The sequence below is a fragment of the Actinomadura luteofluorescens genome (genome assembly GCF_013409365.1).
GTDB lineage: Bacteria > Actinomycetota > Actinomycetes > Streptosporangiales > Streptosporangiaceae > Spirillospora > Spirillospora luteofluorescens.
On record NZ_JACCBA010000001.1, the window covers coordinates 5,527,704 to 5,551,993 of the forward strand.

The following is a 24,290-nucleotide window of genomic DNA, read 5'->3' on the forward strand; positions in this document are numbered from 1 at the left end:
GGACAGTATCGACCGTCAGACGCACGACCACGACGCGCGGTTCGGCCGGTTCACGGGCCGGGCCGGTTCACAATCAATGTGACGCGTGTTACAACGGGCGAGGGGATCTTGTAACGATCCATCAGGGAGTGTGCTCATGACAGTTACGCGCCGCCAGCTCCTCGCCAGGACGGGTGCGGTGGGGGCGGGGATCGCCTTCACCGGAGCCGTGGAGCAGTTGTTCGCAGGAAGCGCGTCCGCCGCCCCGACCGGCGGCCACGACGGGTACGGGCCCCTCGTGCCCGACCCGAAGGGCCTGCTGGACCTGCCGCGCGGCTTCCGCTACACCGTCCTGTCCCGCGAGGGCGACCCGCTGCGCTCGGGGGAGGGGGCGGTGCCGAGCCACTGCGACGGGATGTCGGCCTTCCCCGGGCGCCGGGGCCGGACGTGGCTCGTCCGCAACCACGAGAACCGGCCGGACGCCGCGCACCGGGTCCCGGCGGTCGACGGCGTCACCTACGACCCGGGCGGCCTCGGCGGCTGCACCGCGCTGGAGGTCGACGCGGCCGGGCGCGTGCACACCGAGCGCGTCGCCATCGCCGGGACGGCCGTCAACTGCGCGGGCGGCCCCACCCCGTGGAACACGTGGCTGACCTGCGAGGAGACCGAGGACAAGGCGGGCACCGGGAACTACACCAAGGACCACGGGTTCATCTTCGAGGTCGACCCGTACGACCAGGGCCGCACCGTCCCCGAGCCGCTGACCGCGATGGGGCGATTCCAGCACGAGGCGATCGCCGTCGACCCGGGCGACGGCACCGTCTACGAGACCGAGGACGCCTTCGACAAGCCGTTCGGGCTGTTCTACCGGTTCCAGCCGAAGCGGCCGCGCGGCGGGTTCGGCAGCCTGCGCGCAGGCGGTCGGCTGGAGGCGCTGTGCGTCCCCGGCGTCCCGGACCTGTCGGTCGTGCAGGAGCCCGGCACCGTGTTCGAGCACGTCGAGTGGAAGAAGGTGCCCGACCCGCTCGCGGCGCAGACCCCGATCCGGTTCCAGGACTTCGGGTCCGGTGGCATCACCCACGCCCAGAAGCTGGAGGGCTGCTACTGGGGCGGCGACCGCGTCTACTTCGTGTCGAGCTTCGCGAAGAAGAAGGACGGCTCCCAGGCGGACCACTTCGGGCAGGTGTGGTCCTACGAGCCGCGCCACCGCCGGCTCACCCTCGTCATCGTGTTCGGCCCGGACACCGACGTCGAGAAGCCCGGCGAGTCGCCCGACAACATCTGCCTGGCGCCGCAGGGCGGCCTGATGGTGTGCGAGGACGGCAACGGCGCCCAGCACGTCTTCGGCGTCTCCCGCCGCCGCACGGTCTACCCCATGGCCCGCAACCGCCAGAACATCGGCACCGAGACCGAACCCGAGTGGGGCGAGTTCGCGGGAGTCACGTTCTCCCCCGACAACCGCACGATGTACGTCAACGCCTACACCCCAGGCACGACCTTCGCCGTAACAGGCCCCTGGACCCGCTGACCCCAGCCACCACCGCAACCAAGCAACAACCTGAAGGGTTGCGATCGCGTCCGAAGGCAGATTCGAGCGAAGCAAGAATCTGATCGCGCAGCGAGCCGCAAGGCGAGCCGGAGCGATGCCGGCGATCGCCCGCAGTGCCCGACGATGGAGGGCCGCCAGGCCCGAAGGAGGAGTGCACTGCAATAAGCACAGCAGGGCCGCCAGGCCCGAAGGAGGAGAGGGATCAAATCCGGCGCAGTCGGACTCGCTGGACCGAGTGGCTCCTGTCCTTGTGGAGGACGAGGGTGGCGCGGGCGCGGGTGGGGAGGATGTTGGAGACGAGGTTGATCTCGTTGACGTCCCGCCACACGCGCTGGGCGAACGCGGCGGTCTCGTCCTCGTCCAGTTCGCGGGCGTACTTGTGGAAGTAGGAGCGCGGGTCGGTGAACGCGGTGCGGCGCAGCGCGAAGAGCCGGTCGATGTACCACTGCCGGATGTCCTCGACCCGCGCATCCACATAGATGGAGAAGTCGAAGAAGTCGGATACGCCCAGGGCGCCGGGCGGGGGCGCCTGCAGCACGTTCAGGCCCTCGACGATCAGGATGTCGGGGCGCCGGACGGTCTGCGCCGCGTCCGGGACGATGTCGTACTCCAGGTGCGAGTACACCGGGATCGACGCCTCCGCCGCGCCCGACTTGATCGCCGACACGAACCGGACGAGGGCGCGGCGGTCGTAGGACTCGGGGAACCCCTTGCGGTCCATGATCCCGCGCTCGGCCAGGACGGCGTTCGGGTGCAGGAAGCTGTCGGTCGTGACCAGTTCCACGCTCGGGTGCTCCGGCCAGCGGGCGAGGAGCGTGCGCAGCAGCCGGGACGTGGTGGACTTGCCGACCGCGACGCTGCCCGCCACGCCGACGATGAACGGGGTGGGCCGCACCTCGCCGCCGAGGAAGTCGCTGACGGTGTCGCGCAGCCGCCCGTCCGACAGGAAGAACAGGTTGAGGAGCCGGGACAGCGGCAGGTACACCTCCTCGACCTCGGTGATGTCGATCGGGTCGCGCAGGCCCCGCAGGGCGTCCAGCTCACCGGGGGTGAGCGGGAGCGGGGTGTTCTCGCGCAGGCCGCGCCAGGCCTCACGGGAGAGTTCCACGTAGGGGCTCGGCACGGTGTCCCATCCGCTCGTCATGGCTGAACAGTAACCGGGCTGGGTTCCGGTCACCGGGTTTCCACCGGTCGTCCACGCTAGCGTCATGCTTGGGAGGCCCTCGCAGGTAGGTCCGGTGCGCGGCACCGAATAGAGTTGCCGCCATGTGCGGAATCGTGGGGTACGTAGGCGGCCGGTCCGCCCTCGACGTGGTCGTCGACGGCCTGGCGCGGCTGGAGTACCGCGGCTACGACTCGGCCGGAGTGGCCGTGCTGGCCGACGGGAAGCTGGCGACGGCCAAGCGCGCGGGCAAGCTGGTGAACCTGCGCGGCGCCCTGGAGGAGGAGCCCCCGCCCGCCGGGACGCTCGGCATGGGGCACACCCGGTGGGCGACGCACGGCGCGCCGAACGACCGCAACGCCCACCCGCACGTCGACTGCACCGGCTCCGTCGCGGTGATCCACAACGGGATCATCGAGAACTTCGCGGAACTGCGGGCCGAGCTGGAGGAGGGCGGTCACGGGCTCGGGTCCGACACCGACACCGAGGCCGTCGCCCACCTGCTGGAGGACGAGCTGAAGGGCGGCGGCGACCTCGCCGACGCCATGCGCCGCGTCTGCGGCCGGCTGGAGGGCGCGTTCACGCTGGTCGCGACGCACACCGGGTCGCCGGGCCTGGTCGTCGGGGCGCGCCGCAACTCCCCGCTGGTCGTCGGCGTCGGGGACGGCGAGAACTTCCTGGCCAGCGACGTGGCCGCGTTCATCGAGCACACCCGCGACGCGATCGAGCTGGGCCAGGACCAGATCGTCGAGCTGCGCGCCGAGGGCGTGCGGGTCACCGACTTCGACGGGCACCCCGCCGAGGTGAAGGAGTACCACGTCGACTGGGACGTGTCCGCCGCGGAAAAAGGCGGCTACGACTACTTCATGCTCAAGGAGATCGCCGAGCAGCCGCGCGCCGTCGCCGACACGCTGCTCGGCCGGATCGGCGCCGACGGGCGCCTGCACCTGGACGAGATGCGCATCCCGGACCGGGAGCTGCGCGAGGTCGACAAGATCATCATCGTGGCGTGCGGGACGTCCTACCACGCCGGTCTGATCGCCAAGTACGCGATCGAGCACTGGGCGGGGCTGCCCTGCGAGGTCGAGCTGGCCAGCGAGTTCCGCTACCGCGACCCGATCCTGTCCCCGACGACGCTGGTCATCGCGATCTCCCAGTCGGGCGAGACGATGGACGCGCTGATGGCAGTCCGGCACGCCCGCGAGCAGAAGGCCAAGCTGCTCGGCATCTGCAACGTCAACGGCTCCACGCTGCCCCGCGAGTGCGACGGCGTCCTCTACACGCACGCCGGGCCCGAGATCGCGGTCGCGTCCACCAAGGCGTTCCTCACCCAGCTCGTCGCCGTCTACCTCATCGCCCTCTACATCGCGCAGGTGCGCGGCACCAAGTGGGGCGACGAGGTCTTCGCCATGGTCCAGCTCCTCGAACGGATGCCGGAGAAGGTGGAGAAGGTCCTGGAGACCATGGAGCCGGTGCGGGAGCTGGCCCGCTCACTGGCCGGCGAGCGGTGCGTGCTGTTCCTCGGCCGCCACGTGGGCTTCCCGGTCGCGCTGGAGGGCGCGCTCAAGCTCAAGGAACTGGCGTACATGCACGCCGAGGGCTTCGCCGCCGGCGAGCTGAAGCACGGCCCGATCGCGCTGATCGAGAAGGACCTGCCCGTCGTGGTCGTCGTGCCGCCGCGGGCGCGGGACGTCCTGCACGACAAGATCGTGTCGAACATCCAGGAGATCAGGGCCCGCGGCGCCCGGACGATCGTGATCGCCGAGGAGGGCGACGCGTCGGTCGAGCCGTACGCGGACACGCTGATCAGCGTCCCGGCCGTCCCGACGCTGCTGCAGCCGCTGGTCACGACCGTCCCGCTTCAGGTCTTCGCGTGCGAGCTGGCCACGGCCAAGGGCCACGACGTCGACCAGCCGCGCAACCTCGCCAAGTCCGTCACCGTCGAATAGCGGGCGGTTCGGGCGGGCAGCCCGAAAACGACTGAACCCTCCGGCGCCGGGCCGCGTCCCATCGACATCGGGACCGGCCCGGCGTCGGAGGTGACGGGTGGCAGGAGACGGCGGCCTCGCGATCGAGGCGCGCGGGGTGGTGCGGCGCTTCGGGCCGGTGGAGGCGCTGCGCGGCCTCGACATCACCGTCCCGTACGGGCAGGTCACGGCGCTCGTCGGGGCCAACGGCGCGGGCAAGACGACGCTGTTGCTGATCCTGGCGACCCTCCTCGCGCCCGACGCGGGCACGGTGCGGATCGCGGGACACGACGCGCTCGCCCAGCCCGTGCGGGCGCGCGAGGCGCTCGGCTGGATGCCGGACACGTTCGGCGTGTACGACCAGCTCACGGTGGACGAGTACCTGGCGTTCTTCGCCGACGCCTACGGGCTGTCCAAGCAGGAGCGCCCGCGCCGGATCAGGGCGCTGCTCAGCCTCGTCCACCTGGAGGACCGTCTCGGTCAGCCCGTCCACGCCCTCTCGCGGGGGCAGAAGCAGCGCCTCGGGATGGCGCGGGCCCTCGTGCACCGGCCGCGCGTGCTGCTGCTGGACGAGCCCGCGTCCGGCCTCGACCCGCGCTCCCGCATCGAACTGCGCGACCTGCTGCGCTCCCTCGCGGCGGACGGGGTCGCGGTGCTCGTGTCGAGCCACATCCTCAGCGAGCTGGAGGAGATCGCCGACCGGGTCGTCCTGGTCGACCACGGACGCACGGCCGGGGACCACGCGATGGCGGAGATCGCCGGTGCGGCGGCCCGGGTCCGGTGGCGGATCCGCTCGCTCGACCTGGAGCCGCTGGCGGCGGCGCTGGACCGCGAGCCCGGCCTGGCGTGGAAGGGGGCGGGCGACGCGGCGGGGGGCGCCGAGGTCGGTCCGCTGACCGAGGACGAGGCGGCCGGGCTGCTGGCCAGGCTCGTCACCGCAGGCGTGCCCGTCAGCGGCCTGGCGCCCGCCGGCAGCGCGCTCGAATCGGCCTACCTGGCGATGACCGAGGACCGGAGGTGAGTGCCGTGACCGCGCGTGGAATCGGCCTGGTGGCGCGGCAGGAGATCAGGACGCGGCTGCGGACCGGCCGCTGGAAGATCCTGCTCGCGGCCTGGTTCCTGACCGTCAACGGGCTCGGGCTGCTGTTCCGGGTGGCGCTGGAGTACGGCGACAGCTCCTCCTACGGCGAGCCGGGCGTCCCCATGTTCGGCGGGGTCCTGCTCGGGGTGCTGGTGCTGACGCTGCTCGTCACCCCGGCGCTCGGCGGGCAGTCGGTCAACGGCGACCGGGAGCGCGGGACGCTCGCGACGCTGCAGGTAACCCGGCTCACCCCGGGCGAGATCGCGCTCGGCAAGCTCGCCGCCGCCTGGGGGACCGGCCTGGTCGCGCTGCTCCTGACGCTGCCGAGCCTGCTGCTGCCGGTCGCCGAGGGCGCCATCGGCGCGGGGCGGGCCCTCGTCGTCCTGCTCGTGACGGCGCTGATGATCGGCGTGGTCTGCGCGATCTCGCAGGCCTGGTCGGCGGTGCTGGCCCGCAGCGTCACCTCGATCCTGCTGTCGTACCTGACGGTGTTCGGCCTGCTCGTCGGGACGCCGCTGCTGTTCACGCTGGCGGTGCCGCTCACGTCCGAGCACATCGACGGCGCCTACGGCGAGTACGACCGGGAGCACACCGAGCGGATCTGGTGGCTGCTGGCCCCGAACCCGGTCGTCGCGCTCGCCGACGCGGCGCCGCGCCTGCCCGAGCGCCGGATCCTCGTCGGCGACCAGGTGATCACGCGCTCGGCGTCGTCCGACCCGCTCGGGCAGATCAGCCGCAGCGTGCGCGAGGTCCGCGCGGGGGACGACCGGTACGGGTCGTCCCGCGAGGGTGGAGCCGCGGTGTGGCCGTGGGGGCTGGCCTTCGATCTGGCCCTCGCGGGAGGCGCGGTGGTGATCACGGCCTCTCGCCTGCGCACGCCTCTCCACCGGGTTCCCCGGGGCGTTCGCGTGGCGTGAGCGCGCCCCCAATGCGATCAACTTCTGCGAAATGCGATCAGCGGGGCGGGGAGCCGCGGAAAAACATGTGGCATATCCTGCGGTGGCGCGCATCCGCTCCCGCTGATCGCAATTCTCCGGCCGGTTGGAAATCTCTCCGGCGATGCAAGTTGCAGTGACTATTTCAGCGGGTGGTCGAAACGGCCGCCTTTGGCCTCCTCCGTGAACCTGCGCCATTCGTCGGGCCGGAACGACAGGATCGTCGCGGTGTCCTCGGTGTCGCGTACGGATATGGCGTCCCCGCCGCGCCGTGCGACCTCGACGCAGCCGTTGCTGGCGCCGCATCGAGCGCTCTTTCTCCATCGGGCGGGCGGTGTCCCCTGGAAATTCATTCCGGCTCCCTGCATTGAAAGTTGCATTGCCCGCGGCCGCGCTGCCGGTGCTCAAGCACACGGTAACAAGATCGCAAAAAACGCCTGATCACGTCCGGGTGGCGCGGTACCCGTGTGACAGGCGTGGCGAGGTAGTTGCAGAGTGCCGGGTGGGAGGGCGACGAGCCGGGTCAGCGGTGGACCCGGCCCCTGCGTCGTGGCCCCGCGCCGCCCTGTGCGGACGGGGCCGGACGGCGCGTCGGCGCCGGGTCAGCAACCCAGGTCGAAATCACCCTTCTTTGCCCGCTTGAGAAATTCCCGCCATTCCGACTGGGAGAAGGACAGGACCGGACTCTGCGTGCCGTGCTTCGCGTCTCGCGCCCCGATAAAACGGGATGAATCGACCAGTGTGGCGATCTCGACGCAGGTGTTGCTCGCCCCGCAGTAGGCGCTTTTCCTCCATTGAGGTACAGGAGTGACAAAAGAGGACACTCGGTGCCTTTCACAAGGATTGAGCCCCTTGGCGGACCGTCACCACGCCTCTTTGACCTCGGCTATGCGCCGCCGCGATTCCGCGGCGTCCAGTGCCTGCCGGGACAGACTCGAATAAGCGAGCCGGTACATATAGGTGACGGCTTCATCCGCGAAGTGGCTGATCGTCAGGGATTCCGTGTGAACGATATCAGGAAAGGTGATGTCGTGCACCGAAGAGAATTCTAGAAGGATAAACGATTCAGTCAACACCGAGTGTGCTATGTCCAACGGCAAGATCTGTACGTTCACGTTCGGCCGCTCGGTCATCTGGTACAGATGTTCGAGCTGCTCGCGCATCACCTTGTGATCGCCGATGCGGCGCCGCAGAACCGCCTCGTCGATAATCGCCGACAGTTCCAGCGGAGTGGGCCCGTCCAGCAGTTCGCGCCGCCGCATTCGCACGTCCAGCCGGCGTTCGAGTTCCTGTGGAGGCAGGGTGGCCAGGTCACTCCAGCCACCGATCACATTTCGGGCGTAGCTCTCCGACTGCAGGAGCCCGGGAATGACCGTGCTGCCCCATTCCCGGGCGGCGGTGGCCTCGGACTCCAGCGCGATGAAGTTCGCGAGCGGGCTCGGGAGGTCGCGGTAGTCCTCCCACCAGCCCCGCTGGGCGGCGTCGTGCGCCAGGGAGATCAGGTCGTCGTGCCGCGCGCCGTCGATCTCGTACAGATCGAGCAGCCGCCGCACATCGCCGATCTTCGCGCCGGTCCGCGCGTTCTCGATCCGGCTGACCTTGGCTGTGGACCAGGCGAGCCGTTCGGCGACCTCGTCTCCGGTCAGGGCCTCTGCGCTCGCGCAGTCTCCGGAGCTCGGCGGCCAGCCGCCGCTGCCGGACGGAGGGACCTCGGGAAGTGCTCATTGCTCGGGCCTCTCCAGTCCCGGCGGACTGATCTGGGCGCATTCTGCCGCACCGGGGGGTCGCGGCGCGAATACATCGGACCGGTGGACCAAGATTCTACGGCTGATGATTCTTTTACGCACATGACACCGAAACTTGCGGTGCAAGTTGTGATCACCTCCGCCGGAGGTTGCGGACGGTCCCCACGTGGCACTCTAAGTGTGTGATCGACTTGGGGAGCGGCGGATGAGGTACGCGCACGAGGTCGGCAAGGTCCGGGCGGCCGAGCGGGCCCTCATGGCCCGCCTCCCGGACGGCGCCCTGATGCAGCGCGCCGCCGCCGGGCTGGCCTCGGTCTGCGCGCACCTCCTGCCCGCCGTGTACGGGGCCCGCGTCGTCCTGCTGGTCGGCGGCGGCGACAACGGCGGGGACGCCCTGTACGCCGGGGCCCGCCTCGCCCGGCGCGGCGCCCGCGTCCGGGCCGTCCAGGCCGGGTCCACGATCCATCCGGGCGGGCTGGCCGACCTGCGCGCCGCCGGCGGCCGCCTGCTGGACTCCGGCGCCGAGGCCGCGATCGCCGGCGCCGACCTGATCATCGACGGCCTGACCGGCATCGGCGGCACCGGCGGCCTCCGCGAGCCGCACGCCCGGTACGCCGCGCTCGCCTCCGAGTCCGCCGGGCTCGTGGTCGCCTGCGACGTCCCGAGCGGGGTGGACGCGAGCACGGGGCGCGTCGAGGGCGCGGCCGTCCACGCCGACGTCACCGTCACCTTCGGCACGCACAAGCCGGGCCTGCTCATCGACCCGGGCGCGGCCCGCTGCGGCGTGGTCGAGCTGGTCGACATCGGGCTCGGCCCCGACCTGCCCGACCCCGACGTCGTCGCGGCCCGGCCCGCCGACATCGCCCCGCCCGAGCCCCGCCCCGAGTCCGACAAGTACCGCCGCGGAGTCGTCGGCATCCTCGCCGGGGGCGACCAGTTCACCGGTGCCGCCGTCCTCAGCGCCGGCGGCGCCGTCCGCGGCGGCGCCGGAATGGTCCGCTTCGCCTCGGTGGCCCGCCCGGTCGAGCTCGTCCGCCAGCGCTGGCCCGAAGTGGTCACCACCGTCATCGAGCCGGGCCGCCACGACGCGCGGGTCCTGGAGCGCATCGGACGCGTCCAGGCCTGGGTCGCCGGCCCCGGCCTCGGCACCGGCGACGCCGCCGAGGCGCTGCTGGAGGCCGTCCTCACCACCGACCTGCCCGTGCTGGTGGACGCCGACGGCCTCACCGTCCTGGCCCGCCGCCGCGATCTGCTGCGCCGCGCAGCCCCGACCGTCCTCACCCCGCACGCGGGCGAGCTGTCCCGCCTCGTCGCCGCCGCCCGCGAGGACATCGAGGCCGCCCGCCTCGACCACGTCCGCCGCGCCGCCGCCGAACTCTCCGCGACCGTCCTGCTCAAGGGCTCCACGACCCTGGTCGCCGAACAGGACCGCCCCGTCCGCGTGAACCCGACCGGCACCCCCCGCCTGGCCGCCGCCGGCACGGGCGACGTCCTGTCCGGCCTGATCGGCGCCCTCCTCGCCGGCGGCATGCCCGCCCTCGACGCGGCCGCCGCCGGCGCCTACCTCCACGGCCTCGCCGCCCGCCTGGCCTCGGCCCCCACCCCCGGCCCCGAGGCCCCCATCAGCGCCCAGGACGTGATCGAAGCCCTCCCCACCGCCTTCAGAGCGGTGTCTTCCCTGGGGGGCGACCCCCTGGAACCCGCTGTGTTTGCCCAGGGGTAGCGACCCCCCTGGAACCCCCCGTCACGAGCCGGGCGATCCTCACGCCACGGCTGAGGTCCTCGTGCCCGTGCCGGTTCGCGTCGTGTCGCTCCGGTCGCCCGGCTCGACGGGTCGAGCGACCTCCAGGCGCCTAGAGCGCCTTCCGGCCGCCCGACCCGCACTGTGTTTGCCCAGGGGGGCGACCCCCTGGAACCCCCGTTGCGAGCCGGGCGATCCTCACGCCACGGCTGAGGTTCTCGTGCCCGTGCCGGTTCGCGTCGTGTCGCTCCGGTCGCCCGGCTCGACGGGTCGAGCGACCTCCAGGCGCCTAGAGCGCCTTCCGGCCGCCCGACCCGCGCTGTGTTCGCCCAGGGGGGCGACCCCCCTGGAACCCCCCGTCACGAGCCGGGCGATCCTCACGCCACGGTGCGGGTTTGCTGCGCCCGTGCGGGTTCGCGTCGTGTCGCTGCGGTCGCCCGGCTCGACGGGCCGTGCGACCTCCAGGCGCCAGAGCGCCTTCCGGCCACCCGACCCGCGCCCGGCTCAGGTCCCATCTCCAAGAGCGTCACAGCCGTGGCACGTCCAAGAGCGCTGGACGTGAACGATTCACACCCTCTTGGGCTCGTAGTCCAACCGAGGCGCGGGCAGGCGCGTGGAGCGAGTGCAGCGAGCGCAACGCGCATGCCCGCCGAGCCGGGCGACCGCAGCGACACGACACCGACCCGCACGGACACAACACACCCGCACCGTGGCGTGAGGATCGTCCGGCTCGAAACGGGGGTTCCAGGGGGTCGCCCCCCAGGAAAGACACAGCGGGTCGCCCCCCAGGGAGGACACAGCGGGTCGCCACCCTGGGAGAATGAGCCCATGAGGGTTCCTGCGGAGGCACGGGTCGATCTCGGTGCCATCGGCCACAACGTCTCGGTGCTGCGCGAGCGCGCGGGGGGCGCCGAGGTGATGGCCATGGTGAAGGCCGAGGCTTACGGGCACGGGCTGGTGGAGGCCGCCCGGGCCGCGCTCGCCGGCGGGGCGTCCTGGCTGGGCGTCGCGAAGCTGGCCGAGGCGCTGCGTCTGCGGGACGAGGGCGTCTCCGTTCGGACGCTGGTCTGCCTGGGGGTTCCCGGGGAGCCCTACGAGGAGGCCGTCGCACGGGACGTGGACCTGACCGTCGGGGCGGTCTGGCTGCTGGACGAGGTCGTCCGGGCGGCGGAGCGGGCCGGGCGCGAGGCGCGGATCCACCTCAAGGCCGACACGGGCATGTCGCGCGGGGGCGCGCGGGGCGACGACTGGGAGGCGCTGGTCGAGGCGGCGCTCAAGGCCGAGGCCACGGGGCACGTGCGGGTCGCGGGGGTCATGTCGCACTTCGCCTGCGCGGACGAGCCCGGCCATCCCTCGATCGCGGCGCAGCTCGGCGCGTTCACCGAGATGGTCGCGCACGCGGAGGAGGCGGGGGCGCGGTTCGAGGTGCGGCACATCGCGAACTCGGCGGCGGCGCTGACGCTGCCGGAGGCGCGGTTCGACCTCGTCCGGCCCGGCATCGCGACGTACGGGCTGAGCCCCGTGCCGGCGCTCGGCGGGTTCGGGCTGCGGCCCGCGATGACGCTCGTGGCGGACGCGGCGCTGGTCAAGCGGGTTCCGGCCGGTAGCGGAGTGTCGTACGGTCACACCTACCGCACCGAGCGGGAGACCACGCTGGCCGTGGTGCCCGTGGGGTACGGGGACGGGATCCCGCGGCACGGGTCCAACGTGCTGGAGGTCCTCGCGGGCGGGCGCCGCAGGACGATCGCCGGGCGGGTCTGCATGGACCAGTTCGTCGTCGACCTCGGCGACGACCCGCTCGCGGCGGGAGACGAGATCATCCTGTTCGGCCCGGGCGACCGGGGCGAGCCGACCGCGCAGGAGTGGGCGGACGCGCTGGGGACGATCTCGTATGAGATCGTCACCCGCATCGGAGCCCGGGTACCGAGGGCGTACCCGGGAGGGGGGCTGTAGGGGGCGCGGTCATGGACAGCAGGAACAGGCGCAGGATCGGTGTCGCCGGCGTCGTCGCGGGCGTGGGCGCCGCGGGGGTGGGCGCGGCGGTCGGGCTGCGGCGCTTCGCCGTCGGCCGGGTGCGGCTGCGCCCGGACCCCGACGCGGCCGAGCCCTTCGGCGAGCTGCGCGGGCGGGAGATGTCCGTCCGGGCCGACGACGGCGTACCGCTGCACGTGGAGGTCGACGGGCCCGACGACGCCGCCCTCACCGTCGTGTTCTGCCACGGCTACACCCTGAACCAGGACTCCTGGCACTACCAGCGCCGCGACCTGCGGGGTTCGCTGCGGCTGGTGTTCTGGGACCAGCGCGCCCACGGCCGTTCGGGACGCGGCGAGCCCGGGGACGCGACGATCGAGCAGACCGGTGACGACCTGCGCGCGGTGCTGGAGGCGGCCGTCCCGCCGGACCGTCCGGTGGTCCTCGTGGGGCACTCCATGGGCGGCATGTCGATCATGGCGCTGGCGGACCGGCATCCCGAGCTGTTCGGGTCGCGGGTCGTGGGCGTGGCGCTGGTGAACACCTCCTGCGGCGACATGGGGGAGATGACGCTGGGGCTGCCCCTGGTGCTGGCCAAGGCCGTCCGGCCGCTCGCCCCGGGGACGCTGCGCGGCCTCGGCCGCCGCGCGGAGCTGGTCGAGAAGGCCCGCGGGCTGGGCGCCGACCTGGCGTTCGTCGTCACGCGGAAGATGGCGTTCGCCGACAAGTACGTCAGCCCGTCCGTGGTGGGCTTCCTGGAGCAGATGATCAGGGAGACGCCGATCGACGTGATCGCGGAGTACTACCCGGCGCTGATGGCGCACGACAAGATCGGGTGCCTGGACGTGCTCGGCGGGGTGCCGATGCTCGTCCTGGCGGGCGGCCGCGACCGGCTGACCCCCGCGGAGCACGCCCGCCGGATCGCCGCGGCGCTGCCGGACGCGGAACTGGTCGAGGTGGAGGAGGCCGGGCACGTGCTGCCGCTGGAGTACCCGGGCGTGGTGACCGGGGGGCTGCGCCGGCTGGTCGAGCGGGTCCGTCCCGCCTACGAGGAAGAGGAGCGCACCGCGTGAACGCCGTCACCGTCACCGTCCCGACCGCCGAGGACATGCGCGAGCTCGGGCTGCGCCTGGCCGGGCTGCTGCGGGCGGGCGACCTGCTCGTGATGACGGGCCACCTCGGCGCGGGCAAGACGACCCTCACGCAGGGCATCGGCGAGGGGCTGAAGGTGCGGGGCCCGATCACCTCGCCCACGTTCGTCATCGCGCGGGTGCATCCGTCGCTGGCGGGCGGCCCGTCGCTGGTGCACGTGGACGCCTACCGGCTGGGCGGTTTCGCGGAGCTCGACGATCTCGATCTGGACGCGTCGATCGCGGAATCGGTGACGATCGTGGAATGGGGAGAAGGGCTCGCCGAAGGCCTCGCCGAGGACCGGCTGGAAGTGATCATTTCTCGCGGGGACGGGCCGGGAGAGGGACGCGAGGTAAGGATCGTCGGGGTCGGTGATCGCTGGTCCGACCTGGCGCTCGGCCCTGAATGATCTTGGACTGGCAACATCTACGGTTTTTGCCTGGCTGGTTGGTCCATTTTACGGCTTGATGTCGTACTCTTTGCCGGAACGAACCTCACCTTCGCGACATATCAATCCGAACGGGAGTGGGGCCGGTGAGTGGCAGCCATCGCAGCGGGAATTACCGCGACAGCTATCGCGCGTCGGGCGGTGGCCAGGGCTCAGGCGGCGGTTACCGGCCGGACGGCGGTGGATACGGCGCGGGCGAGGACCCGTACGGGCGCTACTCGTCGGGCCGGCCGGGCAGCGGCCCGTACCAGCGGGAGACCGGCCCGTACGAGACCGATACCGGCCAGGGTGCCGGCAGCGCCGACTACCGCACCGAGAGCGGCGGATACCGGACGGGGAGCGGCACCCACCGCGGCGGCGCCGGATACCGCAGCGGCAGCCACCGGGTGGCGCGCGAGCGCCGCACCGGGCGGCGCTGGGCCGTCGTCCTCGGTGGCGCGGTCGTCGGCGTCGCCGTCTGCGGGCTCGCGGCGTTCGCCGTCCTGACCGGCGTCGGCGCGAGCGGCGAAAAGAGCACCGGCCAGGTCGTCGGCAGCGGCGCCACGGACAACGCCCCGGCGGCAAGGGGCGAGCGCACCGCCGTCCCCGACTCCTGCACGATCGTCGGCGACGACCTGATCGGCCGGCTGGCGCCCGAGTCCGAGCGCACCGACGCCGACAACTACCAGGGCGACGACCAGCAGAACCAGTGCGTGTGGGGTGCCTACGCGGGCGAGAAGAGGCGGCAGCTCACGATCGAGCTGCGCGCGATCGCGGCCGGGGCCGCGGCCTCCCCGACGGAAGCCGCACGCAAGACGTTCGCGACCGAGCGGACCGCCGACGAGTCCGGCAAGGCGCTGCTGGCCGGGCAGAAGCTCACCGACAAGATCCGGCTGACCGGCGTCGGCGACGAGGGCTACATCGTCTACAGCGTCGACGACAACCAGGGCTCCGGCGAGGCCGTCGGCAACGTCCGGGTCGCCAACGTCCTGGTCACCGTGCACTACTCGGGCTCGGACAAGGGCGATCCGCTGTCGTCGGACGCCGCCACCGGCGGCGCCACCGATGTCACCAAGGCCGTGGTCACCGCCCTGAGCCGCTCCTGAGCCGGGCCGAGCCGGGCCGAGACGCCTGGGCGAGAGCCGGACCAGTCCGCGCCCGTGGCCGGTAGGCTTACAACCCGTGCTGGTCTTGGCTTTCGATACCGCGACCGCCGCGATCACCGTGGCGCTGTACGAGTGGACCCCGGGAGAGGGCGCGGTGCCGCGCGGCCTGGCGGAGGCCGTCGACCGGCGGCGCCACACCGAGCTGCTCACCCCGTCCATCGCGGAGGTGATGGCGGAGGCGGGGGCGGCCCCCGACGATCTCAGTGCGATCGCCGTCGGCGTCGGGCCGGGGCCCTACACGGGCCTGCGGGTCGGGCTGGTCACCGCCCGCGCGATGGGCGAGGCCCTCAGCGTTCCCGTGCACGGCGTCTGCACGCTCGACATCATGGCCTGGGCCACGAAGCGGGAGGGGCCGCTCGCCGTCGCCACCGACGCCCGCCGCAAGGAGGTCTACTGGGCGCGGTACGACTCGGCGCGGTTCCGCGCCACCGAGCCCGCCGTGGGCCCGGCGGCGGACGTGCTGAAGGGCGCGCCCGAGGGGCTGCCCGTCGTGGGCGAGGGCGCGGCCCTGTACCCGGAGGTCCTCGGAGGGTCCGGGCACGAGCCGCTGCTGCCCACCGCGAGCGCCCTGGCGGAGCTCGCCGTCGCGCGGCTGTCGGGCCTGAAGGGGCCCGAGCTGCTGCCGCCGGAGCCCCTCTACCTGCGCCGGCCCGACGCGAAGGAGCCGGGCCCCCGCAAGAAGGTGACGCCGGCGTGAGCGACGTCGTCCTGCGGCCCATGACCGGTGCGGACCTTCCGGCCGTCCACCGGCTCGACCGGGTGCTGTTCCCGGAGGACACCTGGAGCGAGGAGATGCTCGCCGGGGAGCTCGCCGACCAGCCGCGCACCCGGTACTACGTCGTCGCGGAGGCGCCCGGCGGCGAGATCGTCGGCTACGCGGGGCTGGCCGCGGCGGGCGGGCAGGCCGACGTGCAGACGATCGGTGTGCGCGCGGACCGCCGCAAGGGCGGCATCGGCGCGGTGCTGCTCACCGCCCTGCTGGAGGAGGCCGTCCGGCGCGGCAGCGAGTCGGTGTTCCTGGAGGTCCGGGCCGACAACGACGCCGCCCACCGCCTCTACGAGCGGTTCGGTTTCGAGCGGGTCGGCATCCGCAAGCGCTACTACCAGCCCTCGGACGTGGACGCGATCGTCATGTGCCGCAAGCTCCGCGACCGTCCGCCCATGGGCTTCACCAGGCCCGACTGAGCCGGAGCGGAACAAGGCGCCCTGGGGACGGACGGGAAGACAGGGCGAACGGGGAGACAGGGAGACTCACGTGATTCGGGACGAGCCACTGGTGCTCGGCATCGAGACGTCCTGCGACGAGACCGGGGTCGGGATCGTGCGCGGGCACACGCTGCTGGCGGACGCGATCGCCTCCAGCGTGGACCAGCACGCCCGGTTCGGCGGCGTCGTGCCGGAGGTCGCGTCGCGCGCCCACCTGGAGGCGATGGGGCCGACCGTCGAGCGCGCGCTCGCGGACGCCGGGGTGGCGTTCACCGACGTGGACGCGCTCGCGGTGACCGCGGGCCCGGGGCTGCCGGGCGCGCTGATGGTCGGCGTCGCCGCCGCCAAGGCGTACGCGCTGTCGCTCGGCAAGCCGCTCTACGGCGTCAACCACCTGGCCGCGCACGTGTGCGTCGACCAGCTCGAACACGGCCCGCTGCCGAAGCCGTGCGTGGCGATGCTGGTCTCGGGCGGCCACTCGTCCCTGCTGCTGGTCCCGGACGTGGCGGGCGACGTCCGGCCCCTGGGCAGCACGGTGGACGACGCGGCGGGCGAGGCGTTCGACAAGGTCGCCCGCGTCCTCGACCTCGGGTTCCCGGGCGGGCCCGTCATCGACCGCATGGCCCGCGAGGGCGACCCGGCCGCGATCGCGTTCCCGCGCGGCAAGTACAACGACGGCACCTACGACTTCTCGTTCTCCGGCCTGAAGACGGCCGTGGCGCGCTGGGTCGAGGCGAAGGAGCGCGCGGGCGAGCCCGTCCCGGTCGCCGACGTCGCGGCGTCCTTCCAGGAGGCCGTCGTGGACGTCCTGACGCAGAAGGCGCTGAAGGTCTGCAAGGACAACGGCGTCGACCATCTGCTGATCGGCGGCGGCGTCGCGGCCAACTCGCGGCTGCGCGCCCTCGCCGCGGAACGGTGCGCGGCGGCCGGGGTCCACCTGCGGGTCCCGCGGCCGAAGCTGTGCACCGACAACGGCGCCATGGTCGCCGCCCTGGGCTCGGAGCTGGTCGCCTCCGGGATCGGCCCGTCCGACCTGGAACTGCCCGCCGACTCCAGCCTCCCGGTCGAGGCCGTCCTCGTGCCCTGAACGCGCGCGCCGCCGCGCCTCAGCACTGGGCGAGGAGCCTGTCGAGGTAGTCCTCGTAGAGGGGGACCTGGGGCTCGTCGACCAGGCGGGCGTCGTCTTCGGGGAGCAGGTCGAGGAGCGCGCGGACGTCCCAGTACGGGTCGTGCGCGTGGCCGCCGGAGACCTGGTCGAACGAGCACAGGAAGCGGTCGGCGACGGACGCGCCGTAGCGCAGCGCCAGGCCGCGGCGCATGCACGCGATGTCGACGGAGATGGGGCCGGACGAGGCGTCCGACCAGTCGACGATGCCGGTGAGCCCGCCGTAGGACCACAGCGTGTTGTCGGCGTCGTAGTCGCGGTGGATGAACCGGGCGGGCGCCTCCGGGGCGGGCCGGGCGGCGACCTCGAAGGCGCGTTCCCACAGGTCGGGGCGGAGCGCGTGCTTGGGCGGGAGCCGCACGTCGAGGCGGTTGTGCGGGACGTACGGCGGCATCGTGGACGCGCCGTTCAGCTCGTGCACCGACAGCAGCGCGGCGGCCAGCTGGATCAGGTACTCGGGCAGGTCGTCGGGGGACGGGCGCGGCGGATGGCCCCTCAGCCGGGTGAGGAGCAGGGCGGGGACGTCGCAGTAGGCGCCCGACGGGTCGGCGGCGACCAGGGACGGTGCGGGGACCTTGCAGCCGGCGAGCAGCGCGAGCGCCGCGATCTCCCGCTCGGGGGAGAACTCGGCGTCGCCGTAGCAGTGGCGGGGGGCGGCCTCTCGGGTGGTCCAGCGGCGCAGGACGAGGTGGTGGGCCTCGCCGGAGCGGCTCTCGACGAGGAGGGCGTGGTTGGCGTGGGCGGAGCCGCCGGCGAGGGGCCGCACCATGCGGACCTCGGCGCCCTTGCCGAGGCACTCCTCCACCCATCGCAGGGTGGTGTGCCCGGGCGGGACGCCGGTCGGCAGGCAGGGAGCCGGAAGGTGGGTCACCTGATCCATGAAAACGGATTCCGAAGGGTATTGGGAGTGATTTTGCGAAGACGGAAAGTAACAAAACGCACGTCATCGGGGTGACATGAAGGAAGCATCTTCGGTCGTCCCGGCGGTTCGCGGGACGAATGCCGCGGATACCGGGAGGGATCTGGATGCCGGGTGGGGCCCGCGCCGGCCCCACCCGGACGCTCGTCAGTCCTTGGCCTCGCGGCGGGGACGCAGCAGCGCCTCGGCGAGCGCGAGCATCGTCTCCTCCAGGGTGGACAGCCGCTTCAGGACGTCCTCGTGCACCGCGTTGACCTGCTTGGACACATCGTCGTGGACACCGTCCATCTTCCGGCCGACCTCGTCCTCGACGTGGGAGAAGCGCTTGACGAAGTCGGCCGCCGCCGCGTCGGCGCGGCGCGCGGCCTCGTCCTGCATGGTCTCCACCTTCCGCGCGAATTCGGCCTGGACGCCGCCGACCTGGCGCGCGACGTCCTCCTGCATGGTCCCGACCTGCTTGGCGACGTCGTCGTGGATGCTGCCGACCTGGCGCGTGACGTCCTCGTGGATGTCGCCGATCCGCTTGCCGAAGTCGTGGTGGACGCCGCTGACCTGACGCGACACCTCGCTGTGCACGGACTCGACCTGCTTGGCGACGTCGGCGTGCACCGACTCGACCCGGCGGGAGACGATGTCGACCTGGGTGGTGAACTCCTCCAGCGCTCCGTCGACCCGCTTGGTGACCTCCTCGTGGATGGTCTCGATGCGCTTGCGGACGTCGTCGTGCACGTCCTCGAACCTGCGGGAGAACTCGTCCATGCGCTTGGCGACGTCGCTGTAGGCGGTCTCGGCGATCTGCGACATGGTGGCCTTGACCTCGTCGCGGTCCGGCCGGGCGCGCAGCTCCTCGATCAGCGGGTCGACGGCCTCGGCCAGGTGCTTCTCCAGCGCGTCGAACCGGTCGCCGTACTCGGCCGCCGGGCGCTGCGCGAGCTCGGCCAGCAGCCGGTGCACCTCGGCGATCTCCAGGGTGGCGGGCAGCCGGTTGATCCGCTCGCCGAGCCCGTCGAGGCGGCCGTCGACGCTCTCGAACCGGCCGTCCAGCCCGCCGAGCTTGCCCGACACCCCTTCGAGGCGGCCGTCGACGCCGTCCAGCCGCCCGTCGAGGCCGTCGAGGCGGCCGCCGACGCCCTCGACCCGGCCGTTGACCGCCTCGAGGCCCTGCTCCATCCGCTCGGCCATCTCGCCGAGCGCCTGGTCGACCCGCGACGTGACCCCGTTGACCGAGTGTTCGAGCCGCTCGGACCGGTGCCCGAGCTCGGCGAGCGACTTGTCGAGCCGGTTGAAGCGGACGGACGCGGCCTCCATGCTGCCCTGGAGCTTGTCCAGCCGCTTGGTCATCTCGTCCATGCGCTGCGACGCCTGCTGCGTGGCGTCGGTGATCTGCTGCGCGGAGTCGAGGACGGCCTGGATGCGGGTCAGGCCCTCGTCGACGTTCTCGGCCACCACGCCGACGTCGGCCCACAGCGCCGGCAGTTCGGCGACGGGCTTGACCCGCTCGCCGAACGCCTCGATGTGCTCGGCCAGGCCCTCGGCCCATTCAGGGGGCTTGCCGGACAGGTCGTCGACCTGCCCTCGGACGCTCTCGATCTGCCCGGTCAGCCCGGTGAGCTCCCGCTCCCGGACCTCGCGGAGAAGCCACTCCATGCCTTCCAGGCGCTGGCGGATCTCGTCGAGGACCTGCCCCTGTGAGCGCTGTTCGTAGACGTGGTCCTGCGCCGCACGGGCGAGCAACTCCCGCATCCGATCCGAGACCGGTTGACCCCCCGTCTGCAGGAAGTTGTGATTCGTTTCCACCCGATGCTCCTTCGTGTGCCGGCGCGACGAAATGACGCACGGCAAATGAATCTCTGGAGTGGCCACTGTAGTGCGTGTAGAGCGTGGCTAAAACGGGTAGCAGAGAAGATTGCGAGTTCTGCGGAATGCGCCTGTTATCCGACTAGGTGGAATAGCGAGATACCGCCGAATGCATGGCAGGTTACGCGCTTTGCGGTCATTGCCCTTCTTGGGGGGATAGAGGGGGTGGACGCCGGCGGGCGGTGCGGGACGGGTCCGGCGTTCCGGGTGCCGTTCTGTCCGTACATCTCGTCCAACATCGGCAGTTCCCGAACCGCGCGGGCGGCTACGGCGGCCCGACGCGTGTGCGGCGGACGTCATGCGGCGGGGCGCCTTCCCGGCCTTTTCGGGAGGGCTTTTGGGGAGCCGGTGGCCCGCCCGGTGAACCTGTCTTGGTGTTCTCGCGCCGGTTGATCTCGCCGCGCCGATTTTCGCGCCGCGCCGCGCCCTTGCCGGGCGGCCGCAATCCCTGGTGCGCGCAATGCCGGAATGCGGCGATGATTTGCACCGCCGTGGCGCGTCGCCCCCTCCCGCTTGGCGTTGCGCCGCCGACTGGAAGATCTTTGGGCAGGGTTGCCGGACGGCGCCCGTTCCGGGCGGGTCAGGCCCCGCCGGCCGGCCGGTCAGCTCCCGGGGACGGCGTGCGTCAGAAGGGCGACGGGATCCCGTCCCACGCGCGTCACCACGAGGGTCAGCTCCCGGGCGCCGCGTCCCGTGCGGCGCCCCCCGAAGCCGAGGTCGCGGCGGAGCCGGTCGACGTCGACGGCGGAGCCGCGCTTCTTGACGGTCAGCACGCCGATCTCGCGGCGGCGCAGCTCGGCGCGCAGCCGCTTCACGGAGAACGGCATGACGTCCTCCACTTCGTAGGCGGAGGCGAAGGGCGTCGGGCGCAGCTCGTCGGACGTGACGTACGCGATGTGGGGGTCGGCCAGGCCGCCGTCGACCAGATCCGCGACTTCGCCGACCAGATGGGCACGGATCACGGCGCCGTCAGGCTCGTACAGGTAACGGCCCCACGCCCGTACGTCCGGGACGTCCGGCCCCTGAGGAGTCAGGGTCCACACCTGGGGCCCTCTATCCGAGAGGTGGGTCTCGGACGAGAGGAGAGTGGCTCGCCGCCGCACGTCGCCGGCCAGCCCGCCCAGCCAGAGGGCCGCCTCCTTGACGTCACCCCCGACCGAGACCCACTCGGCCTCTGCGTCGTCCGGGACGGCCTCATGCGGGATGCCCGGCGCGACCTTCACGCAGGCCGCGGGCGTCTGGCCGGCCATGGCCAGGACGACGTCGAGCGGCGGCTCGTAAGAGCGGGGATCGAAGACGCGGCCCCGCGCCGTGCGACGTCCAGGGTCGGCGAAGACCCCGTCGAATCCGGACGGATCCTCCTTCGTGGCGTCCCCGACCCGTACGGAGGCCAGGCCGTCCAGCCCGAAGGCCGCCACGTTGGCGCGGGCCACCTCAGCGGTCAACGGGTCCAGTTCCACGCCTACTCCGGCCAGTCCCGCGCGCGCTCGGGCGATGAGGTCGGCGCCTATCCCGCACCCCAGCTCCAGCACGCGCCCGGCGGGCAGCCGGTCGGCGAACCGTCCGGCACGGTAGGCCGCCACGCTCGCCCGGGTCGACTGCTCCAGCCCCGCCTGCGTGAAGTACATGCGGTCGGCCTCGGCGCCGAACTTGGCCCGGGCCTTTTTCCGCAACCGGACCTGCGTCAGCGCGGCGGCCACGAGCGGCGGATCGTGCCGCTCGCGCAGCCGCGACGCCGTGGCGAGCAGCCCGTCCTCCCTCACGTCCGCCTCGGCCGCCTCCTGGAGGAGCGCCTGGCCGGAGGGAGTGTGCAGGGCCCGGAACGCCGCGATGTCCATAGGGTGGAAGTTAGCGGCAGGGCCGGTGGCCGGCCGCCGGTGAACGTCCGGAGGCGGCCGCGGGGCGGGCTCGTGTCCGTGTTGACGGGCCAACGGGCACGGAATAGTCTCGCGGTTGGCACTCTCAAGGGTAGAGTGCCAACTACAGCGACGAAGGTCGGTCTGGCACCCGCGACGGCAGGCCGGTCCAGGGTCGCCTCTTCTGTCACATGTGCTGGTCGGTCATCCATGGCCGGCCGAGGACCAATCGAAGGGGAGGTCAGATCGTGACGACCGCCACCAAGGTTGTTCTCAAGCCGCTTGAGGACCGCATCGTCGTCCAGCCGCTTGAGGCCGAGACCACCACCGCGTCGGGCCTGGTGATCCCGGACACCGCCAAGGAGAAGCCCCAGGAGGGCACCGTCCTTGCCGTTGGTCCGGGTCGCGTCGACGACAAGGGCGAGCGCGTCCCCGTCGACGTCAAGGTCGGCGAGGTCGTGCTCTACAGCAAGTACGGCGGCACCGAGGTCAAGTACAACGGCGAGGAGTACCTCGTCCTCTCGGCCCGCGACGTGCTCGCGGTCATCGAGAAGTAATCACCGAGACGTGATGCACCCGCCCCGGTCGGCGCCGCCTTCGGGCGGCCCGCCGGGGCGGATCGCGTGAAAGAGGAGTATCCGCATGGCGAAGATCCTGGAGTTCGAGGAGGACGCTCGCCGGGCTCTTGAGCGCGGCGTCAACGCTCTCGCGGACGCCGTCAAGGTGACGATCGGCCCGCGCGGCCGCAACGTCGTCATCGACAAGAAGTTCGGCGCGCCGACGATCACCAACGACGGCGTCACCATCGCCCGCGAGGTGGAGCTGGAGGACCCCTACGAGAACCTCGGGGCCCAGCTCGCCAAGGAAGTGGCGACCAAGACCAACGACATCGCGGGCGACGGCACCACCACGGCGACCGTCCTCGCGCAGGCGCTGGTCCGCGAAGGGACCCGCAACGTGGCGGCCGGCGCCTCGCCGCTCGCCCTCAAGCGCGGCATCGACGCGGCCGCCCAGTACGTCTCCGACCAGCTGCTGAAGACGGCGCGCGAGGTCGAGGAGAAGGGCGAGATCGCGCACGTCGCGACCATCTCCGCGCAGGACCCGCAGATCGGCGAGCTGATCGCCGAGGCGTTCGAGAAGGTCGGCAAGGACGGCGTCATCACCGTCGAGGAGGCCCACACGATGGGCCTCGAGCTGGAGTTCACCGAGGGCCTCCAGTTCGACAAGGGCTACCTGTCGCCGCACATGGTGACCGACCACGAGCGCATGGAGGCCGTCCTGGAGGACGCCTACGTGCTGATCGTGGACGGCAAGATCTCCAACGTGCAGGAGTTCCTGCCGCTGGCCGAGAAGGTCGCCCAGACCAAGAAGCCGCTGCTCGTGGTGGCCGAGGACGTCGAGGGCGAGGCCCTGGCGCTGCTGGTGGCCAACAAGATCCGCGGCACCTTCCTGTCCGTCGCGGTGAAGGCCCCCGGCTTCGGCGACCGCCGCAAGGCGATGCTCGGCGACATGGCCACCCTGACCGGCGGCCAGGTCGTCAGCGAGGCCATCGGCCTCAAGCTCGACTCGATCGGGCTGGAGGACCTCGGCCGCGCCCGCCGGATCACCGTCACCAAGGACGCCACCACCGTCGTCGACGGCGAGGGTGCGGCGGACGAGGTCTCCGCCCGGATCAACCAGATCAAGGTGGAGATCGAGAACAGCGACTCCGACTGGGACCGCGAGAAGCTGCAGGAGCGCCTGGCCAAGCTGGCCGGCGGCGTCTGCGTGCTGCGCGTCGGCGCCGCCACCGAGGTGGAGCTGAAGGAGAAGAAGCACCGCCTGGAGGACGCCATCTCGGCGACCCGCGCGGCCATCGAGGAGGGCATCGTCTCCGGCGGCGGCAGCGCCCTGGTGCACGTCGCCAAGGAGGGCTTCGGCGCCCTCGGCCTGTCCGGCGACGAGGCCACCGGCGCCGAGGCGGTCCGCCGCGCGCTGCCCGAGCCGCTGCGCTGGATCTCCGAGAACGCCGGCCAGGAGGGCTACGTCGTCGTCTCCAAGGTGGAGGAGCTGCAGGCCGGGCACGGCTACAACGCCGCCACCGGCGAGTACGGCGACCTGATCGCCCAGGGCGTCATCGACCCGGTGAAGGTCACCCGCTCGGCGGTCACCAACGCCGCCTCCATCGCGGGCATGCTGCTCACCACCGAGGCGCTCGTGGTCGACAAGCCGGAGGAGGCCGAGGAGGCCGCCGGCGGCGGTCACGGCCACGGTCACGGTCACGGCCACTGAGATCGGCCGACCCGGCGGGCCCGTCCCGCCGGGAGAGCGTAGGCGAGACCCCCGTCCGTCCGGGCGGGGGTCTCGCCGCGTCCGGGGTCTCGCCATGGAGAAGTCCGCCACGCCCGGCAGCGCGATGACCACGACGCGTAGTAACTCCAGGTTCGCTCCCGC

The 24,290-nt window shown here is 72.2% G+C and carries 21 protein-coding genes and 1 pseudogene; 14 read left to right on the top strand and 8 right to left on the bottom strand.

The features are described 5' to 3' along the window. Nucleotides 1-136 precede the first annotated feature (136 nt). Nucleotides 137-1,507: an alkaline phosphatase PhoX gene (locus BJY14_RS25810; RefSeq protein WP_179845978.1), complete on the top strand. Its 1,371-nt coding sequence runs from the start codon at nt 137-139 to the stop codon at nt 1,505-1,507. A gap of 223 nt (nt 1,508-1,730) precedes the next feature. On the opposite strand, the gene coaA is transcribed toward BJY14_RS25810, so the two are convergent. Beyond that, nucleotides 1,731-2,672, bottom strand: coding sequence for a type I pantothenate kinase (gene coaA, locus BJY14_RS25815; RefSeq protein ID WP_179845979.1), 942 nt, complete (start codon nt 2,670-2,672; stop codon nt 1,731-1,733). A gap of 122 nt (nt 2,673-2,794) precedes the next feature. Between coaA and glmS the strand changes: the two genes are divergently transcribed. From glmS to BJY14_RS25830, 3 genes are all read left to right on the top strand, one after another. Beyond that, nucleotides 2,795-4,639, top strand: a complete 1,845-nt coding sequence (gene glmS / locus BJY14_RS25820) for a glutamine--fructose-6-phosphate transaminase (isomerizing) (protein ID WP_179845980.1) — start codon at nt 2,795-2,797, stop codon at nt 4,637-4,639. Between the two features lie 97 nt (nt 4,640-4,736). Continuing rightward, entirely contained in the window at nt 4,737-5,678 is a 942-nt protein-coding gene (locus BJY14_RS25825; protein WP_179845981.1) for an ABC transporter ATP-binding protein, read from the top strand. A gap of 5 nt (nt 5,679-5,683) precedes the next feature. Continuing rightward, entirely contained in the window at nt 5,684-6,655 is a 972-nt protein-coding gene (locus BJY14_RS25830; RefSeq protein WP_179845982.1) for an ABC transporter permease, read from the top strand. Between the two features lie 158 nt (nt 6,656-6,813). Here the strand turns inward: BJY14_RS25830 and BJY14_RS25835 are convergent, their stop codons facing one another. The 4 genes and pseudogenes from BJY14_RS25835 to BJY14_RS45620 all read right to left on the bottom strand — a co-directional run. After that, on the bottom strand, nt 6,814-7,026 hold the full coding sequence (locus tag BJY14_RS25835; protein ID WP_179845983.1) for a DUF397 domain-containing protein: 213 nt from the start codon (nt 7,024-7,026) through the stop codon (nt 6,814-6,816). A gap of 249 nt (nt 7,027-7,275) precedes the next feature. Next, the gene (locus tag BJY14_RS25840) at nt 7,276-7,497 is read right to left on the bottom strand and encodes a DUF397 domain-containing protein (protein ID WP_179845984.1); all 222 of its coding nucleotides are present in this window, start codon (nt 7,495-7,497) and stop codon (nt 7,276-7,278) included. Between the two features lie 39 nt (nt 7,498-7,536). Continuing rightward, nucleotides 7,537-8,226, bottom strand: a complete 690-nt coding sequence (locus BJY14_RS25845) for a DUF5753 domain-containing protein (protein ID WP_312879399.1) — start codon at nt 8,224-8,226, stop codon at nt 7,537-7,539. Between the two features lie 6 nt (nt 8,227-8,232). After that, nucleotides 8,233-8,319 (bottom strand): annotated as a pseudogene (locus BJY14_RS45620) (helix-turn-helix domain-containing protein); the annotation flags it as partial. Between the two features lie 304 nt (nt 8,320-8,623). Between BJY14_RS45620 and BJY14_RS25850 the strand changes: the two are divergent. From BJY14_RS25850 to tsaD, 8 genes are all read left to right on the top strand, one after another. Beyond that, on the top strand, nt 8,624-10,141 hold the full coding sequence (locus BJY14_RS25850; RefSeq protein ID WP_179845985.1) for an NAD(P)H-hydrate dehydratase: 1,518 nt from the start codon (nt 8,624-8,626) through the stop codon (nt 10,139-10,141). A gap of 846 nt (nt 10,142-10,987) precedes the next feature. Further along, on the top strand, nt 10,988-12,112 hold the full coding sequence (gene alr, locus BJY14_RS25855) for an alanine racemase (protein WP_179845986.1): 1,125 nt from the start codon (nt 10,988-10,990) through the stop codon (nt 12,110-12,112). Between the two features lie 11 nt (nt 12,113-12,123). Then, nucleotides 12,124-13,203, top strand: coding sequence for an alpha/beta fold hydrolase (locus BJY14_RS25860; RefSeq protein ID WP_179845987.1), 1,080 nt, complete (start codon nt 12,124-12,126; stop codon nt 13,201-13,203). Continuing rightward, nucleotides 13,200-13,670 (top strand): tRNA (adenosine(37)-N6)-threonylcarbamoyltransferase complex ATPase subunit type 1 TsaE, encoded by a 471-nt coding sequence (gene tsaE / locus BJY14_RS25865; protein ID WP_258943819.1) that lies wholly within the window; start codon nt 13,200-13,202, stop codon nt 13,668-13,670. Before BJY14_RS25860 ends, tsaE begins: the two co-directional genes overlap by 4 nt. Before the next feature lie 125 nt (nt 13,671-13,795). Further along, nucleotides 13,796-14,794, top strand: coding sequence for a hypothetical protein (locus BJY14_RS25870; RefSeq protein ID WP_179845988.1), 999 nt, complete (start codon nt 13,796-13,798; stop codon nt 14,792-14,794). A gap of 76 nt (nt 14,795-14,870) precedes the next feature. Continuing rightward, nucleotides 14,871-15,551: a tRNA (adenosine(37)-N6)-threonylcarbamoyltransferase complex dimerization subunit type 1 TsaB gene (tsaB, locus tag BJY14_RS25875; RefSeq protein WP_179845989.1), complete on the top strand. Its 681-nt coding sequence runs from the start codon at nt 14,871-14,873 to the stop codon at nt 15,549-15,551. Beyond that, nucleotides 15,548-16,039, top strand: coding sequence for a ribosomal protein S18-alanine N-acetyltransferase (gene rimI, locus BJY14_RS25880; protein ID WP_258943822.1), 492 nt, complete (start codon nt 15,548-15,550; stop codon nt 16,037-16,039). Before tsaB ends, rimI begins: the two co-directional genes overlap by 4 nt. Before the next feature lie 70 nt (nt 16,040-16,109). Continuing rightward, the gene (tsaD, locus tag BJY14_RS25885; RefSeq protein WP_312879400.1) at nt 16,110-17,147 is read left to right on the top strand and encodes a tRNA (adenosine(37)-N6)-threonylcarbamoyltransferase complex transferase subunit TsaD; all 1,038 of its coding nucleotides are present in this window, start codon (nt 16,110-16,112) and stop codon (nt 17,145-17,147) included. A 19-nt stretch (nt 17,148-17,166) separates the two neighbouring features. Here tsaD and BJY14_RS25890 read toward each other — a convergent pair whose 3' ends face one another. The 3 genes from BJY14_RS25890 to BJY14_RS25900 form a co-directional block, all read right to left on the bottom strand. After that, on the bottom strand, nt 17,167-18,105 hold the full coding sequence (locus BJY14_RS25890; RefSeq protein ID WP_179845990.1) for a phosphotransferase family protein: 939 nt from the start codon (nt 18,103-18,105) through the stop codon (nt 17,167-17,169). 186 nt (nt 18,106-18,291) lie between these two features. After that, entirely contained in the window at nt 18,292-19,887 is a 1,596-nt protein-coding gene (locus BJY14_RS25895) for a coiled-coil domain-containing protein (RefSeq protein WP_179849624.1), read from the bottom strand. Between the two features lie 716 nt (nt 19,888-20,603). Then, complete coding sequence (locus tag BJY14_RS25900; protein ID WP_179845991.1) at nt 20,604-21,839, bottom strand: class I SAM-dependent methyltransferase; 1,236 nt, start codon at nt 21,837-21,839, stop codon at nt 20,604-20,606. Between the two features lie 266 nt (nt 21,840-22,105). Between BJY14_RS25900 and groES the strand changes: the two genes are divergently transcribed. Both groES and groL read left to right on the top strand, forming a co-directional pair. After that, nucleotides 22,106-22,414, top strand: coding sequence for a co-chaperone GroES (gene groES / locus BJY14_RS25905; protein ID WP_089324409.1), 309 nt, complete (start codon nt 22,106-22,108; stop codon nt 22,412-22,414). Between the two features lie 85 nt (nt 22,415-22,499). Beyond that, nucleotides 22,500-24,128, top strand: a complete 1,629-nt coding sequence (gene groL / locus BJY14_RS25910; RefSeq protein WP_179845992.1) for a chaperonin GroEL — start codon at nt 22,500-22,502, stop codon at nt 24,126-24,128. Nucleotides 24,129-24,290 lie beyond the last annotated feature (162 nt).

Bases quoted from the DNA above. Each gene is read 5' to 3' on its own strand.
- BJY14_RS25810 (WP_179845978.1), top strand. From the start codon at position 137: ATGACAGTTACGCGCCGCCAGCTCCTCGCCAGGACGGGTGCGGTGGGG.
- coaA (WP_179845979.1), bottom strand. From the start codon at position 2,672: ATGACGAGCGGATGGGACACCGTGCCGAGCCCCTACGTGGAACTCTCC.
- glmS (WP_179845980.1), top strand. From the start codon at position 2,795: ATGTGCGGAATCGTGGGGTACGTAGGCGGCCGGTCCGCCCTCGACGTG.
- BJY14_RS25835 (WP_179845983.1), bottom strand. From the start codon at position 7,026: ATGAATTTCCAGGGGACACCGCCCGCCCGATGGAGAAAGAGCGCTCGA.
- BJY14_RS25850 (WP_179845985.1), top strand. From the start codon at position 8,624: ATGAGGTACGCGCACGAGGTCGGCAAGGTCCGGGCGGCCGAGCGGGCC.
- alr (WP_179845986.1), top strand. From the start codon at position 10,988: ATGAGGGTTCCTGCGGAGGCACGGGTCGATCTCGGTGCCATCGGCCAC.
- BJY14_RS25860 (WP_179845987.1), top strand. From the start codon at position 12,124: ATGGACAGCAGGAACAGGCGCAGGATCGGTGTCGCCGGCGTCGTCGCG.
- BJY14_RS25890 (WP_179845990.1), bottom strand. From the start codon at position 18,105: ATGGATCAGGTGACCCACCTTCCGGCTCCCTGCCTGCCGACCGGCGTC.
- BJY14_RS25895 (WP_179849624.1), bottom strand. From the start codon at position 19,887: ATGCGGGAGTTGCTCGCCCGTGCGGCGCAGGACCACGTCTACGAACAG.
- BJY14_RS25900 (WP_179845991.1), bottom strand. From the start codon at position 21,839: ATGGACATCGCGGCGTTCCGGGCCCTGCACACTCCCTCCGGCCAGGCG.
- groL (WP_179845992.1), top strand. From the start codon at position 22,500: ATGGCGAAGATCCTGGAGTTCGAGGAGGACGCTCGCCGGGCTCTTGAG.